A 16565-nucleotide genomic window follows, 5' to 3' on the forward strand; every position below is an offset into this window, starting at 1 on the left:
CGATGAAACCGCTTCTTGCCGCTTTGCTGATCGCCGCCGGCCCGGCGCTGGCCGAAACCCACGATATCGACATGCTGAACCGCGGTGCCACTGGCCCGATGGTGTTCGAACCGGCCTATCTGCGCATTGCGCCGGGCGATACGCTGCGCTTTTTGCCGACCCAGCCGGGCCATAACGCCGCCACGCTGGACGGCATGATCCCCGCCGGCGCCACCCCGTTCAAGTCGCGGATCAACCGCGAATTCAGCGTCACGCTGGATTTGCCGGGCGCCTATGGCATCTATTGCCAGCCGCATCTGGGGATGGGCATGGTGATGGTGGTCGAGGTGGGCGACGGCCCGTTCGACCTGCCCCTGCCCGACAGCCTGCCACAGCGCGCCCGCGACCGCTTTGACGCCATCCTGTCCGGGCGGCCCTGAGATGGGCGACAATTTCCACCTGCGCGAGGAGATCCGCGCCTATTGGTCGCGCCGCGCCGCGCGGTTTGATCTGGCCTTTGGCCACCGCATTTCCGACCGCGCGGCACCGGCATGGGCGGCGCCGATACGCGCCCATCTTGGCCCGGCGCCGCAACAGGTGCTGGAACTGGCCTGCGGCACCGGCGAGGTGACAGCCCTGCTGCACCAGCTTGGCCATCAGGTCACGGCGCTGGATTTCGCGGAACCTATGCTGGAACAGGCGCGGGCCAAACATGCCGGCAAGGACCGGCTGCGCTTTGTTCATGCCGATGCCGAAAACACCATGGAACCCGATGCGCATTACGATGCCATCCTGTGCCGGCATCTGGTCTGGACACTGACCGACCCGCAGGCGGCCTTTGCCGACTGGCTGCGGGTGCTGCGGCCCGGCGGGCGGCTGGTGATCTTTGACGGCGACTGGACGCGTCCGGCCAGACCCGGTCTGGCGCGGCTGCTGGCGCTGTGGGACCGGCTGTCGCCCGACCCTTATCATGACGACGCGCTGGGGCAGGCCCATGCCGGGATCATGCGGCAACTGCCCTTCGGTCACGGGCTGCGCTTTGATCAGCTGGCCGGGATGCTGTCACAGGCTGGCTTTGACCGGATCGGTCAGCTGCCATATGCCCCCATCGCCCGCGCCCAGCGCCGGGGTCAGGGGCTGCGCAACCGGCTGCGCACGCGGGTTCATCACCGCTTTATCCTGACCGCGTCCAGACCCGGTTAGGTCAGGGACAGAGGCGTCGCCGTCGGGGCCAGCCCGGTGCCGCACAGGTCGCCGCAAGAAAACGGCGGCCTGTAACCTGCCTGTCACAGAACGGCCCTAGGGTTTGCGGCGCAACAGCCAACGGAGCGCATCATGCAGCCCAAAGCCATTCTTCTTGCCGCCACCGCCCTTGCCGCCCTGCCCCTGACGGGCCAGGCGCAAGAGCTTGCCTTTTCCCCCGTGCCCTTTGCCGCCGATGACGCCGCCAAGCGTCAGGTGCTGGCCTCGGACAAGGTGACGGTGGATGGCAAGGATTACCCCATCGCCTATCACGTTCTGGCCCGCACCGGCGACAAGCTGGGCGATGGCGTGTTCGGCGCGCTGATCGACCGTGACGGCAAGGTCGTCACCTCCGAGGACGGGTCGGAACACCTGTCGGTGGATGCCGATTTCACCTCGCTGATTCGCAAGGGGGACAAACTGTATGCGGTGACGCATTTCGAATCGCGCCCCGGTGCGATTTATGTCACCGAACTGACGCAGGACGGGGACGGCAAGCTGACCGCCACCAAGACCAGCCCGGTCGATTTCGCGCAGCAAGGCGGCCTGTGGGTGCCCTGCGCCGGGTCGGTCACGCCCTGGGGCAACCATCTGGGCGGCGAGGAATACCCCCCCAATGCCGAGGCCGTCGAGGCCGCCAATGACATCTCGGAAATCGACGAATATTACCGCCCGATGGCGCGTTTCTTCGGGCTGGACCCGGCGACCATGACGCTGGACGATTTCCGGGCCGCCTTTAACCCCTATGCCTATGGCTTCCCGACCGAGATCACCATCGACGATCAGGGTCATGCCAGCGCCACCAAACATTACGCGATGGGCCGCGTCGCGATCGAACTGGCCCATGTCATGCCCGACAACAAGACCGTCTATATTACCGATGACGGCACCAATGTCGGCCTTTACAAATTCATCGCGGATCAGGCCGGCAAGCTGGATGCAGGCACGCTCTATGCCGCGAAATGGACCCAGACCGCCGATCAGGACGCCGGCGAGGCCGATATCGACTGGGTCGAACTGGGCCATGCGACCAGCGACGAGGTCCGCAAGCTGATCGACGCCAAGACCCGCTTTGCCGATATTTTCGAGGTCGCGGACATGGCCGAAGACGGCAGCTGCGCGGACGGCTTCACCCCCTCGATCGCCGAGGATGTGCATCAGTGCCTGAAGGTGAAACCGGGCATGGAACTGGCCGCCGCGACGCTGGAAACCCGCCGTTACGCCGCCATCAAAGGCGCGACGCTGGAATTCCGCAAGATGGAAGGCTTTACTTGGAACCCGCAAAAGAACGAGGCCTATCTGGCCATGTCCGAGGTCTCGAAAGGGATGGAAGACGCCGGGAAACAGGATCTGGGTGGCAGCAACGACATTCGCCTGACCCAGAACAAATGCGGCGCGGTTTATGCCCTGTCGATGGATGACAGCTTTAACGTCAGCAAAATGCGCACGCTGCTGACCGGCAAACCGGTCGATGACGCGGTCAACAGCTGCGATATTGACGGCATCGCCAACCCCGACAACCTGACCTTTATCGACGGTTATGACACGCTGATCATTGGTGAAGATACCGGCGACGGGCACCAGAATGACGCGATCTGGTCGTATAACCTGACCTCGGGGGCGCTGACGCGCATCTTCTCGACCCCGTATGGGTCGGAAACCACCTCGCCCTATTGGTACCCGGATGTGAACGGTCATGGCTATCTGATGGCCGTGGTCCAGCACCCCTATGGCGAATCGGACGAGGACAAGCTTCAGGACGCCGCCGATGCCCGCGCCTATGTCGGCTATATCGGGCCGTTCCCGGCGATGGGCGGGCATTCCGAATACAGCCCCGCGCAGTAACCTGCGCCCCGGTGGCCGCGCCTGAGGGTGCGGCCACATCCCGTTTCAGAAAGCCCTTTCCATGCGCACCTTGCTGTTTTCCCTGCTGTTGCTTGCCGCCGGCCCGGTGCTGGCCGATCAGCAAACCACAGGAAAGCTGGTCAACAAGACCGCTTATATTCCGCCGCAATGCTATACCCAGACCCGCACCCGGACCGGCGTTGCGAACCCCTGCATGACCTGCCATGTGCGGTCGCGCGCGCCGCATTACATCAATGATTACGACCTTCAGTTCGATTACAGCTTCCCCGCCCCGGCGCGGGTGAACCCGTGGACCAACCTGTTTGCCGACCGCCGCGACGATATTGCCGCGATGCCCGACGACCAGATCATGACCTATGTGCGCCAGTCCAATTACATCGCGCAGGGGGGCAACCTGCTGGCGCAGCGTCTGGCCGGTGACCTGCCCGAAGGCTGGGATCAGGATGGCGACGGGCGCTGGTCGGGCTATGTCCCGGATCTGGCACTGAATTTCGACCCCGAGGGCTTCGACATCGCCGCCGATGGCACCCCGACCGGCTGGCGGGCCTTTGCCTATACCCCGCTGCCGGGCAGCTTCTGGCCGACCAACGGGTCGGGCGATGACGTGCTGATCCGCCTGCCCGAAATCTATCGCCAAGCCGAGGACGGCCAGCCCGACCGCCAGATCTATGCGCTGAATCTGGCCATCACCGAGGCGCTGATCAAGCGTCAGGACGTGCCCATCCCCGCCACTGACGAAGCCCCGCTTGGCGTCGATCTGGACCGCGACGGCCAGATCGGTCAGGCGCTGAAGGTGGGGTTCGACTGGGCGCCCCGGCAGGGCCGCGACATGCAATGGGTCGGCGCCGCCCGGCTGGCCCAGCAACGGGGCGACGCGCCGCTGGCGGCGGGGCTGTATCCGCTGGGGACCGAATTTATCCACAGCCTGCGCTATCTGGACGTTCAGGACGGCAAGGTGGTCATGGCCCCGCGGATGAAAGAACTGCGTTACATGCGCAAGACCCGCTGGCTGTCATGGTTCGACCGCGAGGACGGCGCGCTGGCCGAGGCCAAGGAACGCGTCGATTTCCCCGACCGCATCGCGATGTTCTTTGGCGATTCCGAAACCGGCATCAGCAATGGCACCGGCTGGCGTCTGCAAGCCTTTATCGAGGATGCGACCGGCGACCTGCGCCCCCAGAATTTCGAGGAAACCGTGTTCTGCATGGGCTGTCACGGCGGCATCGGCGTCAATGACGACGACACATTCGCCTTTCCGCGCAAGCTGGCGGCGAACACCGCAAAGGGCGGCTGGTGGCACTGGACCCAGCGCGACGGGCTGGCGGGCGTGGCCCAGCCGGTCCGCGCCGATGGCAACCCCGAATATGCCTTTTACCTGCGCGCCAACCGTGGCGGCGACGAATTGCGCGCCAATACCGAGGTGATCCAGACCTATCTGCGCGACAATGGCACGCTGGACCCCGGTCACAGTCAGGCGCTGCTGACCGATATCGGGCCGCTGGTGACGCCCTCGGCGGAACGGGCGGTGGCGCTGAACAAGGCCTATCGGCTGATCGTGCAGGACCAGTCCTTTATCCGGGGCCGCGATGCGGTTCTGGCGCCCGCGACCACCGTCCATCGCAGCGTCCCCGAGGGCGAGACCACCGGCATCACGACCGAAATTGCGCCGTGGTATTCGCTGCGGCCTGTGCGGCACTGACCGCGCCCGGACCCGCGCGCCGCGCCGGGCGGAACCATCTGCCCGGTCCATCCGTTGGCCCTGCGTAACACGTTTCACCGTTCCCAAGTTCAGAGGCCATCATGACCACCGACGCCAAGACCGATTTCTGGAACCGCCTGTCGAAAACCCGCACCGGAATGCTGGCGGTGGGGGACCGGCTGGTGCCGATGTCGCCCAATGCCGATGCCGAAACCGGCACCATCTGGTTCATTACCGCCAAACAAACCGACATGGCGCAATCGGCGGCGGGCAACCCGCAAACCCGCTTTACCATCTGCGATGACGGCAACGGCCTTTACGCCGACATCACCGGCACCCTGTCGCTGTCGGAGAACCGCGAAAAGCTGGACGAGATCTGGAACATGGTCGCTGACAGCTGGTTCGAGGAGGGCAAGCAGGACCCCGACCTGCAATTGCTGGCCTTCCGCCCGCAAGAGGCCGAGATCTGGCTGGGGTCCGGGGCGCTGAATTTCATGTTCCAGATCGCCAAGGCCCAGATCACCGGCGATCAGCCTGATATGGGCGATCACACGACCCTGCGCTTCTGAACGGGCCGCCCGCGCAGCCCCGCGGCGGCAGGCACGCCCCGACGACCACCGCGCCACCCGGCAGGGACACCCCTGCCGGGTTATCAAATTGCCTCATGATCTTTTTGCATCATATGCGTTTGGCGCGCGCGGCCGATTGCGCTAAACGCAGGGATCATTTGCAAAGAAGGCCGCCATGACCCTGCCCCTGTCGCCCGTATTCGACCGCCTGCGCGCCGCCGCACGACAGCGTATTCTGATCCTGGACGGGGCGATGGGCACGCAGATCCAGCAGCTTGGCTTTTCCGAGGATGATTTCACCGGCGCACACAGCCATGGCAGCGGCTGTGCCTGCCATCACGCCCATGGCCATGTCCACGGCGATGGCGAACACCCCCAGCAGGGCAATAACGACCTGCTGACCCTGACCCAGCCCGACGCGATCGAAGAGATCCATTTCCGCTATGCCATGGCCGGGGCGGATATTGTTGAAACCAACACCTTTTCATCGACCCGCATCGCGCAGGCCGATTACGGGCTGGAAGATTCGGTCTATGACCTGAACTTTCACGGCGCCCGCATTGCGCGCAAGGCGATGGACCGCGCGCAGGCACAGGACGGGCGCGAACGCTTTGTCGCCGGGGCGCTGGGGCCGACCAACCGCACGGCATCCATCAGCCCGGACGTGAACAACCCCGGCTATCGCGCGGTGACTTTCGACGATCTGCGTCTGGCCTATGCCGAACAGATCCGCGGGCTGATGGATGGCGGCGCCGATATCATCCTGATCGAAACCATCTTTGACACGCTGAACGCCAAGGCCGCGATTTTCGCCTGCGAGGAGGTGTTCACCGAACAGAACCTGCGCCTGCCGGTGATGATTTCGGGCACCATCACCGACCTGTCGGGCCGCACCCTGTCGGGCCAGACGCCGACCGCCTTCTGGTATTCGGTGCGCCATGCCCAACCGCTGACCATCGGGCTGAACTGTGCACTTGGCGCCGATGCCATGCGCCCGCATCTGGCCGAATTGTCGGGCGTGGCCGATACGCTGATCTGTGCCTATCCCAATGCCGGGCTGCCCAATGAAATGGGCCAGTATGACGAAAGCCCCGCCGCCATGGCCGCCCAGATCGAGGGGTTTGCCCGCGAAGGGCTGGTCAATGTGGTCGGCGGGTGCTGTGGCTCTACCCCCGACCATATCCGCGCGGTGGCGCAGGCAGTGGCGAAATACCCACCCCGACCCTTGCCCGAAATCGCGCCGCAGATGCGCCTGTCGGGGCTGGAACCCTTTACCCTGACCGATGACATCCCCTTCGTGAATGTGGGCGAACGCACCAATGTCACCGGCAGCGCGCGTTTCCGCAAACTGATCACCAATGGCGATTACGCCACCGCGCTGGACGTGGCCCGCGATCAGGTCGAAAACGGCGCGCAGGTGATCGACGTCAATATGGACGAGGGGCTGATCGATTCCAGGCAGGCGATGATCGACTATCTGAACCTGCTGGCCGCCGAACCCGATATTGCGCGCGTGCCGCTGATGATCGACAGCTCCAAATGGGAGGTGATCGAAGCCGGGCTGAAATGCACGCAGGGCAAGGCGATTGTGAACTCGATCAGCCTGAAGGAAGGCGAGGAAAACTTTCTGCATCAGGCCCGGCTGTGCCGGATGTATGGCGCGGCGGTGGTGGTGATGGCCTTTGACGAAACCGGTCAGGCCGATACCGAAGACCGCAAGGTCGAAATCTGTAGCCGCGCCTATGACCTGCTGGTGAACCGCATCGGCTTCCCGCCCGAGGACATCATCTTCGACCCCAATGTCTTTGCCGTCGCCACCGGGATCGAGGAACATGACAATTACGGCGTCGATTTCATCAACGCCACCGCCCGCATCACCCAGACCCTGCCGCATGTGCATATCTCGGGCGGGGTGTCGAACCTGTCCTTCAGCTTTCGCGGCAACGAACCCGTGCGCGAGGCGATGCACGCGGTGTTTCTGTATCACGCCATTCAGGCCGGCATGGATATGGGCATCGTCAATGCCGGTCAGCTGGCCGTCTATGACCAGATCGACCCCGACCTGCGCGAGGCCTGCGAAGATGTGGTCCTGAACCGGCGCAGCGATGCCACCGAACGGATGCTGGATCTGGCCGAACGCTATCGCGGTCAGGGCGGGGCCAAGGCGCGCGAAAAAGACCTGACATGGCGGGAATGGAGCGTTGAAAAGCGGCTGGAACATGCGCTGGTCAACGGCATCACCGAATATATCGAGGCCGACACCGAACAGGCCCGTCAGGCCGCCGAGCGCCCGCTGCATGTGATCGAAGGGCCGCTGATGGCGGGGATGAACGTCGTGGGCGATCTGTTCGGCGCGGGCAAGATGTTCCTGCCGCAGGTGGTGAAATCGGCCCGCGTGATGAAACAGGCGGTCGCCGTGCTGCTGCCCTATATGGAAGAGGAAAAGCGCCTTGCCGGCGGCGAGGGCCGCGAAAGCGCGGGCAAGGTGCTGATGGCGACGGTCAAGGGCGATGTCCACGACATCGGCAAAAACATCGTCGGCGTGGTTCTGGCCTGCAACAATTACGACATTATCGACCTTGGGGTCATGGTGCCCGCCACCAAGATTCTTGAGACTGCAAGGGCCGAAAAGGTCGATATTATCGGCCTGTCCGGCCTGATCACCCCCAGCCTTGACGAAATGGTCCATGTCGCCGCCGAGATGGAGCGTGAAGGCTTTGACATCCCGCTGCTGATCGGCGGGGCCACCACCTCGCGCGTGCATACGGCGGTCAAGATCCACCCGAAATATGCCAGGGGTCAGGCGGTTTACGTCACCGATGCCAGCCGCGCGGTCGGCGTCGTCGGCAGCCTGCTGTCGGGGCGCAAATCGGCCTATGTCGACGATATCCGCACCGAATATGCCGAGGTCGCCAACAAACACGCCCGCGCCGAGGCCGCGAAAAAGCGTCTGCCGCTGGCCGATGCCCGCGCCAACCCGGTCGCGGTCGACTGGTCGGCCTATCGCGCCACCACCCCGAAATTCCTTGGCGCGCGGGTCATCGACGACTGGGATCTGGCCGATCTGGCGCGCTATATCGACTGGACCCCGTTCTTCCAGACATGGGAAATGAAGGGCGTCTATCCGCGCATTCTGGACGACGAAAAACAAGGCGCCGCCGCGCGCGCGCTGTTTGACGACGCACAGGCAATGCTGGCCCGGATCATTGACGAAAACTGGTTCCGGCCCCGCGCGGTGGTGGGCTTCTGGCCGGCCAATGCGGTGGGCGACGACATCCGCCTGTTCACCGCCGAGGACCGCGAACAGGACCTTGCCACCTTCTTCACCCTGCGCCAACAGGTCGCCAAGCGCGATGGCCGCCCCAATGTCGCCCTGTCCGATTTCGTCGCGCCCCTTGGCCAGCCCGACTATGTCGGCGGCTTCGTGGTGACGGCAGGGGCCGAGGAACAGGCCATCGCGGAACGGTTCAAGGCCGAACATGACGACTATTCCGCCATCCTTGTTCAGGCCCTTGCCGACCGCTTTGCCGAGGCCCTGGCCGAGGCCCTGCACCAGCGCGTGCGCCGCGATTACTGGGGCTATGCCGCTGACGAAACCTTTGCCCCGCAGGACCTGATCGGGGAACCCTATGCCGGCATCCGGCCCGCACCCGGCTATCCGGCGCAGCCCGATCACACGGAAAAAACCACGCTGTTCCAACTGCTTGACGCCACGGCGGCCACCGGGGTGGAACTGACCGAAAGCTTTGCGATGTGGCCCGGCTCGTCGGTGTCGGGCCTCTATATCGGCCATCCCGACGCCTATTATTTCGGCGTCGCCAAGGTCGAGGAAGATCAGGCCCGCGATTATGCCGCCCGCAAAGGCATGGATCTGGATCAGGTCGAACGCTGGCTGGCCCCGATCCTGAACTATATCCCGCAAGGCGCCGCAGCGGCCTGATGCCGCCATGCCGGTGCCTTGCGCGCCCACGGGCTTCTTCGTTGCCCAAATACCCCTGAAACAGCGCCGCCCCTACCCATGGCAGCAAGGCGGCGCGACGGCCCGGACACGCCCCGAACAGGGTCGCGCGCCCGGTCCCCGTCGCTTTGCCTCAGCCGCCCGCGCTGGCCTTCTTTTCCCAGCGCCCGCTGGCCTCGGACCAGTATTCGGCGCTGACCCCGGCCGCCACCAGCGCCCGCCACTGATCGCGGGCGCGGGCCACGGCATCGGGGTCATTGCCGTCAAACACCACGCAGACCCGCTGCGCGCCCGCACATTCCGCCGCTGACAGGCCGGCCCCGTCCAGCGCGACGATACAGTCAGGCTCATTCGCCGCAGCCTGCCCGACAACGGCACCCGATGCCACAGCATCCTGCGCCGCCACACCTTGCCCCGCCACATCCTGCCCCGCCACGGTCAGCAGCACCGGCTGGCGCGCATCATGCGGCCCCCCGGCCAGACCATGCGGGACAAAGCCATCGCCCTGCCACATGGCCTGATCCAGCATCTCCATCCGGTCGGGCGACACGCCGCGCAATTCGACCCGCCAGCCCGCCTGACGCGACTTGGCCACCAGAACCGATAACAGGGAATCGGCACCGGACCGGGTCAGGTGGTAAAACAGCGCCGATCCCATGGCTCAGGCCGTTTTATGCGCCTTGCCGGCCTTCTTGTGCTTGCCCTTGCCCTTGCCGTCCCCGGCTTTGGCCACGCGGGTCTGCACGGCTTCGGGCGCGACCGGGTCGGTCTTGCGGGCCCTGCCGGGGGCGCTTTCAAAGCGGTCGCGGATCAGCCGGTCCAGCGTCATCACGCCCCAGCCGCTGGCCCCTTTGGGCGCCAGGTCGGTTGCCGCGGGCGGCAGGGCGACACCGGCAATGTCGATATGCGCCCAAGGCTGGTCCTTGCGGATAAAGCGTTGCAGGAACTGCGCGGCGGTGATGCTGCCCGCCGCGCGGCCCCCGGTGTTTTTCATATCCGCCAGCCGCGACTTGATCTGTTCGTCATAGGCCGATGCCAGCGGCAGACGCCACGCGCCCTCGCCTTCGGCCTGCGCGGCGGCCAGAACCGCCCCGGCCAGATCGTCGTCATTCGACATCACCCCGGCATGTTCATGCCCCAGCGCGATGATCACCGCGCCGGTCAGCGTGGCAAGGTCGATCACCGCCGCCGGATCACAGGTCTGTTGCGCATACCACAGCACATCGGCCAGCACCAAACGACCCTCGGCATCGGTGTTGATGACCTCGATCGTGTCGCCCTTCATGCTGCGGACAATATCGCCGGGGCGTTGGGCGCGGCCATCGGGCATGTTCTCGACCAGACCCACCAGCCCGACCACATTCGCCCTGGCGCGGCGCAGCGCCAGCGTGCGCATCACCCCCGCGACAACACCCGCACCGCCCATATCCATGGTCATTTCTTCCATGCCCGCCGCAGGCTTGATGGAAATGCCGCCGCTGTCGAACACCACGCCCTTGCCGACCAGCGCCAGCGGGCGTTCCGTGCCGCCGCCATTCCAGCGCATCACCACCAGTTTCGAGGGGCTTTCGCTGCCCTGCCCCACCGCCAGCAGCGCGCGCATCCCCAGACGGGCCAGCTCGGCCTCGTCCAGAACCTCGACCTCAAGGCCCAGCTCGCGCATGGCCAGCAGGCGGTCGGCGAAATCGGTGGTGGTCAGGATGTTGGCGGGTTCATTGACCAGATCGCGGGTAAAAAACACCCCTTCGGCCACGGCGGCGGCCTGCGCGGCCTCGCGGGCCAGCGCCTCGGGGCGGTCGGCCAACATCGTCACGCGGGCGCGGGACGGGTCAACGGGGGCTGCGTCGTTGGCGGGATGCGGCGCGTCCTGTGCCTCGGTCAGGGCGGGCTGGGGGCGCTTGCCGCTGTCCGACAGCACCTGCGGCAACAGGTCGGCATCATCGCCCTGCGCGCCATCGGGCCGGGTTTTATAGGCGTTGAAGTCATAGCCGCGCAGCGCGATCCCCAGCGCGACATCCCCGGCGCGCGGATGTTTGCCGGCCAGCACCACGGTTTCGACCGCCCCCAGACGCGCGCCGATGGCCGCGCCCGCCTTGCGCGCGGCGCGCTGGTCGGCATCGGTGGGCAGCTTGACCAGTTGCAGCGCCTGCGCCGCCAGCCCCGCCGGGAAGGCCAGTTCCAGCGCCTGCCCCGCCCCCAGCCTGCCCCACGCGTCCGAGGCCAGCGCCCGTTCCGCCACCTTGCGCGCCGGACCGGGCAGCCCGGCCAGCGGGCGGTCCGCGCCGGTCACCAGCACCGCGATGCGGCCGGTGCGGCTGTCCAGATCCTCGATCTGATGGGCAAAGCTGATTTCAACGGGGTGGGTCACGGCAGGCTCCGCTTGGAAAGGAAAATCGGGCGAAGGCTAAACCAGCCGTTCTGCAAAGGCCAGCGCGGTCTTTCCCCGCGCCGCGACAGCGGATAAGCAGGGCACAATATCACCCCGAGGCCCCGATTGCCCCAGATCGACCGCTATATCTGTTCGCGCCTGTTCAGCCTGTTCGGCTTTTTCGCGCTGGTGCTGGTATCCATCTATTGGATCAACCGGGCGGTGCTGCTGTTCGAGGATCTTTTGTCCGACGGCCAGACCGCGCTGGTGGTGCTGGAATTTACCGCGCTGACGCTGCCGCTGGTCATTGCGACGGTGCTGCCGGTGGCGGGTTTTGCGGCCAGCGCCTATGGCATCCAGAAACTGTCGGGCGATTCCGAACTGGTGGTGATGCAATCGGCGGGCATGTCGCCGTGGCGGCTGGCGCGGCCCGTGGCGGTGTTCGGGTTAAGTGTGGGGCTGTTGGTGGCGCTGCTGGTGCATGGGCTGGTGCCGATGGCACGGGCAAGGCTGGCCGAACGGCAGGCACAGATTTCGGAAAATGTCACCGCGCGGTTCCTGCACCCCGGCACGTTCCAGTTCCCGGCCAGGGGGCTGACCGTGTTTATCGGCCAGATCTCGGATGACGGGCGGCTGCTGAACATGTTCATCGAGGACGCCCGCAACCCCGCCGACCAAAGCACCTATACCGCCGAGGAAGCCCTGCTGCTGAAGAGCGAAAACGGTCCCCGGCTGGTGATGATGCGCGGCATGGTCCAGAACCTGCGCCGCATCGGCGACCAGCGCCGGCTGTCGGTGACGCGGTTTGCCGATTTCACCTATGACATCGGCAACCTGATCGCGGCCAGCGACCCGCGCGGGCAGGATCTGCGCGATTACGGCACGCTGCGCCTGCTGACCCCCGATGCCGCGCTGCTGGCCGCCACCGGCGCCAGCGCCGCCGAGGCCCGGCTGGAGGCCCATCAGCGTCTGGCACAGCCGCTTCTGGCGCCGGTCGCGGTGCTGCTGGGGTTCGCGGCGCTGATGCTTGGCGGCTATTCCCGCTTTGGCATGTGGCCGCAGCTGACCGGGGCGATTGTCGGGCTGATCGTGGTTAACATGCTGAAAAACGGCGCGGAAAATCTGGCCGCGCTGGACCCGTCGCGCTGGGGTCTGGTTTATGTGCCGGCACTGGCCGGGCTGGCGGCGGTGGCGGTGATGCTGTGGTGGGCCGCGCGTCCACGCCGCCCGCTGCGCGCCCGCATCGCGCAGGCGCGCGGCAAACGGGGGGCGCCATGACGCTGGCGCTGTATATCGCGCGCCGCTTTTTGCGGCTGTTTGTGCTGATCGCGGCGGTGTTTGCCGCGATCCTGTTCCTGATTGACATTGTCGAGGAAATCCGCCGCTATGGCGGACGCGGGGTCGGGCTTGGCGGGGCGGCGGGCCTGTCGGCGCTGAATATCGCGGAAAGTTTCTATTCCATCCTGTCGCTTCTGACGGTGCTGGCGGCGATTGCGCTGTTTATCGGGCTGGCGCGCAGTTCGGAAATGGTGGCGATCCGGGCCTCGGGGCGGTCGGCGCTGCGGCTGCTGGTGGCGCCAATGCTGACGGCGATGACGCTGGGGGCGGTGGCGGTGGCGGTGCTGAACCCGTTCGTGGCCGCCAGCGGCAAACGATACGAGGCCGCCGTCAACCAGATCCGCAGCGGCGAGGCGCAGGTCGTCTCGGTCAGCGACAACGCGGTCTGGCTGCGCCAGTCCGTCCCCCCGGTCGAAACCGACGAGGGCATCACCGCCGGCGGTCAGGTGGTGATCCGCGCCGACCGGTCCAGCCCCGATGCGACGACGCTGTATGACGCCACCTTCCTGCTGTTTTCGCCCGATATCGGCCCGCAATTCCGGCTGGAGGCGCGCGAGGCCGTGCTGCACAACAAAAGCTGGCAGCTACGCGACGTGAAGGCCTGGCCGCTGGCCGCCACCAACCCCGAGGCCGAGGCCAGCCAGCACCCCGAAATCGTGCTGCCCTCGGACCTGACGCCCGACAGCATCCGCAACAGCTTTGGCAAGCCGCAGGCGATCCCGGTCTGGGAACTGCCGGATTATATCGCCGGGCTGGAACGCGCCGGTTTCAGCGCCCAACGCCACAGGGTGTGGTTCCAGTCCGAACTGGCCCGGCCCTTCCTGATGGCGGCGATGGTGCTGATCGCGGCGGGCTTTACCTTGCAGCACCTGCGCGGGCGCAATGCCGGGCTGCCGATCCTGCTGGCCTTTGGCGCCGGGGTGGCGGTGTTCTTTTTGCAAAACATGGCGCAGGTGCTTGGCGATGCGGGCCAGATCACCCCGCAACTGGCGGCATGGGCGCCCCCGCTGGTCGCGGCCCTGTTCGCACTGGCCCTGATCCTGCAACAGGAGGACGGATGACCGCCCGACCGATTTCCCGCCGCTGGCCCCGCCCCCGGCCTGCACCCGCCACCACGGTGACGGCCACCGCCGCCGCACAGCAGCGCGCGGCGCCCGCTGCGACACCCCGCCCGCGGGCCGCCGCAAGGCTGGCGCTGGCGCTGACCACCGCGCTGGTGCTGACCGGTGCGGGCATCACCGCGGGCGCCGGTCCCGCGCAGGCGCAGGACGGCATTGCCGCATGGCTGCGCCGCATCGGCCCGGCGCTGGCACCCAACGCCTTTGGCGGCAGCGATGTGGCTGCTGACGGCACCGACCCCAATGATGCCCCGCGCAGCATTGCCCCCGACATCACGCTGACCCCGGCCGCCCCTGCCGGCACCGGCATTGGCAACGGCACAGACGACAGCGATGCCGCGACCCTGCTGGCCGACCAGATCACCCTGTCGGGCGATCGCGACCTGACGGCCTCGGGCGGGGTGGTGGTCTGGCACAAGGGCGTGCGGCTGGTCGCGGCACAGATCCGCGTCGATGGCCAGACCGGGGCACTGACCATTCGCGGCCCCATCCAGCTGTCCGAACCCGGCAAGCGCGGCACCGCTGACGAAACCGTGCTGGTGGCCGATCAGGCACAGCTGTCGCGCGACCTGCAAGCCGGCATCCTGCACGGCGCCCGGCTGGTCCTTGCGCGCGAGATGCAGCTGGCCGCCGCACAGGCGCAGCGCAGCGAAAATGGCCGGCTGACCACGCTGCGCCATGTCGTGGCCTCCAGCTGTCAGGTCTGCGCGGGCAATCCCACGCCGCTGTGGGAAATCCGCGCCCGCACCATCACCCATGACGCCCAGACCCGACAGATCCATTTCGACCGCCCGCAATTCCGCCTGATGGGGGTGCCGGTGCTGGCCCTGCCGGCGCTGACCGCCCCCGACCCCAGCGTCGAACGCATGTCCGGTTTTCTGCGCCCGGAAATCCGCACCACCTCGAATCTGGGTTTCGGGGTCAAGCTGCCCTATTTCCTGACGCTGGGGGACCATGCCGACCTGACGCTGACGCCCTATCTTTCGGCCAGCCGCACGCGCACGCTGGGGGCGCGCTGGCGGCAGGCGTTCTGGAACGGGGCGATGACATGGCAGGGCGCCGTGTCGCGCGATGATATCAGGCCAGATGAAACCCGCGGCTATCTGTTCGGCAGCGGCATCTGGACGGTGGCGGGCGATTACCGCCTTGGGCTTCAGGTCCAGACCACCACCGACCGTGGCTATCTGCTGGATTACGACGTCACCGATGCCGACCGGCTGTGGTCCGGGGTCACGCTGGACAAGGTAACCCGCAAACGGCTGGTCAGCGCCCGCATCGGCCAGTATCAGACCTTCCGTGATGACGAAACCAACGCCACCCTGCCCGCGCTGGTGGGTGACGCGCTGTGGCAGCGCCGCTTTCACCCCGCGCGTCTGGGCGGCGAGGCGCTGCTGGAATGGTCGCTGCATGGCCACCGCCGCCGCTCGGACGACGATGATATCGGGCGCGATGTGGCGCGGGCCTCGGTCGGGCTGGACTGGCGGCGCAGTCAGGTTCTGCGCGGCGGGGTCGTCGGCACCGCGATTGCCGGGTTCGACGCCGATATTTACCAGATCCGTCAGGACAGCACCGCCAGCGGCATCACCAGCCGCGCCATGCCCTATCTGGGGGCGGAACTGCGCTGGCCGCTGATCGCCAGCCACGGTCAGGCCACGCATCTGCTGGAACCGGTGGTGCAACTGGTCTGGTCGCCCCATGACCGCGACGACATCCCGAACGAGGACAGCCGGGTGCTGGAATTCGACGAAGGCAACCTGTTTTCGCTGGACCGCAGCCCCGGTGCCGACCTGCGCGAGGGCGGGCTGCGCGCCAATCTGGGCATCGGCTGGACGCGGATCGACCCGGCGGGCTACAGCCTTGGGGTGACGGCGGGGCGGGTGTTCAGGGCCGCCGCGCGCGACGGTCTGGGGGCCTCGGGGCCGCTGTCGGGACAGCGCTCGGACTGGCTGCTGGCGGCGCATTTTTCCAATAATGACGGGCTGGCGATTTCAAACCGGGCGCTGTTTGACGACGATTTCAACATCAGCCGCAATGAATTGCGCATGGGATGGGCGCGGGCCGACCGGCGGCTGTCGCTTGGCTATCTGTGGATGGAACGCGACGCCACCGAATCGCGGCTGGACCGGGTGTCAGAACTGGTGCTGGACACCGGCTGGCAGATCGCGCCGGGCTGGTGGGCCAGCGGCGAAACCCGCTATGACTTTCAGGCGGGGCGCGCGCAAAAGGCCGAACTGGGGCTGCAATACCGCAATGAATGCGTCACGCTTGAAGCCACGGTCAAACGCCGCTTTACCGCTTCGGACGCGCTGCGGGCGGAAACCGATTTCGGGCTGTCGGTGCGGCTTGGCGGCTTTGGGCGCACCAGCGACGGGCCGGGCCGCATCGACAGACGCGCCTGCGCCCGCTAAGCCGGGCGGGTGACACGAAA

General features: G+C 66.4%; 11 protein-coding genes. 9 read left to right on the top strand and 2 right to left on the bottom strand.

Translation table 11 applies throughout. The features are described 5' to 3' along the window. The first annotated feature begins 2 nt into the window (after positions 1-2). The 6 genes from ACFXP9_RS04000 (at position 3) to metH (ending at position 9295) form a co-directional block, all read left to right on the top strand. Complete coding sequence (locus tag ACFXP9_RS04000; protein WP_397206016.1) at positions 3-419, top strand: pseudoazurin; 417 nt, start codon at positions 3-5, stop codon at positions 417-419. A gap of 1 nt (position 420) precedes the next feature. Beyond that, positions 421-1182 (top strand): class I SAM-dependent methyltransferase, encoded by a 762-nt coding sequence (locus ACFXP9_RS04005; RefSeq protein WP_397206018.1) that lies wholly within the window; start codon positions 421-423, stop codon positions 1180-1182. Positions 1183-1314: 132 nt separating this feature from the next. Then, on the top strand, positions 1315-3066 hold the full coding sequence (locus ACFXP9_RS04010) for a PhoX family protein (protein WP_397206020.1): 1752 nt from the start codon (positions 1315-1317) through the stop codon (positions 3064-3066). 61 nt (positions 3067-3127) lie between these two features. Then, entirely contained in the window at positions 3128-4786 is a 1659-nt protein-coding gene (locus tag ACFXP9_RS04015) for a hypothetical protein (protein WP_397206022.1), read from the top strand. A gap of 101 nt (positions 4787-4887) precedes the next feature. Further along, positions 4888-5355, top strand: a complete 468-nt coding sequence (locus tag ACFXP9_RS04020) for a pyridoxamine 5'-phosphate oxidase family protein (RefSeq protein WP_397206024.1) — start codon at positions 4888-4890, stop codon at positions 5353-5355. A gap of 175 nt (positions 5356-5530) precedes the next feature. Further along, positions 5531-9295, top strand: a complete 3765-nt coding sequence (metH, locus tag ACFXP9_RS04025; protein ID WP_397206026.1) for a methionine synthase — start codon at positions 5531-5533, stop codon at positions 9293-9295. Positions 9296-9446: 151 nt separating this feature from the next. Here metH and ACFXP9_RS04030 read toward each other — a convergent pair whose 3' ends face one another. Together ACFXP9_RS04030 and ACFXP9_RS04035 are read right to left on the bottom strand one after the other, a co-directional pair. After that, positions 9447-9971: a DNA polymerase III subunit chi gene (locus ACFXP9_RS04030; protein WP_397206028.1), complete on the bottom strand. Its 525-nt coding sequence runs from the start codon at positions 9969-9971 to the stop codon at positions 9447-9449. Between the two features lie 3 nt (positions 9972-9974). Continuing rightward, positions 9975-11681 (bottom strand): leucyl aminopeptidase, encoded by a 1707-nt coding sequence (locus tag ACFXP9_RS04035; protein ID WP_397206030.1) that lies wholly within the window; start codon positions 11679-11681, stop codon positions 9975-9977. A gap of 126 nt (positions 11682-11807) precedes the next feature. On the opposite strand from ACFXP9_RS04035, the gene lptF reads away from it, so the two are divergent. The 3 genes from lptF to ACFXP9_RS04050 are packed head-to-tail and all read left to right on the top strand — an operon-like array spanning position 11808 to position 16545. Further along, positions 11808-12959 (top strand): LPS export ABC transporter permease LptF, encoded by a 1152-nt coding sequence (gene lptF, locus ACFXP9_RS04040; RefSeq protein ID WP_397210008.1) that lies wholly within the window; start codon positions 11808-11810, stop codon positions 12957-12959. Continuing rightward, on the top strand, positions 12956-14080 hold the full coding sequence (lptG, locus tag ACFXP9_RS04045) for an LPS export ABC transporter permease LptG (RefSeq protein WP_397206034.1): 1125 nt from the start codon (positions 12956-12958) through the stop codon (positions 14078-14080). The genes lptF and lptG overlap by 4 nt, the downstream gene beginning before the upstream one ends. Next, on the top strand, positions 14077-16545 hold the full coding sequence (locus ACFXP9_RS04050) for an LPS-assembly protein LptD (RefSeq protein ID WP_397206036.1): 2469 nt from the start codon (positions 14077-14079) through the stop codon (positions 16543-16545). The genes lptG and ACFXP9_RS04050 overlap by 4 nt, the downstream gene beginning before the upstream one ends. The last annotated feature ends 20 nt before the right edge of the window (positions 16546-16565 follow it).

Origin of the sequence: Paracoccus jiaweipingae (genome assembly GCF_044335505.1) — a bacterium.
GTDB lineage: Bacteria > Pseudomonadota > Alphaproteobacteria > Rhodobacterales > Rhodobacteraceae > Paracoccus.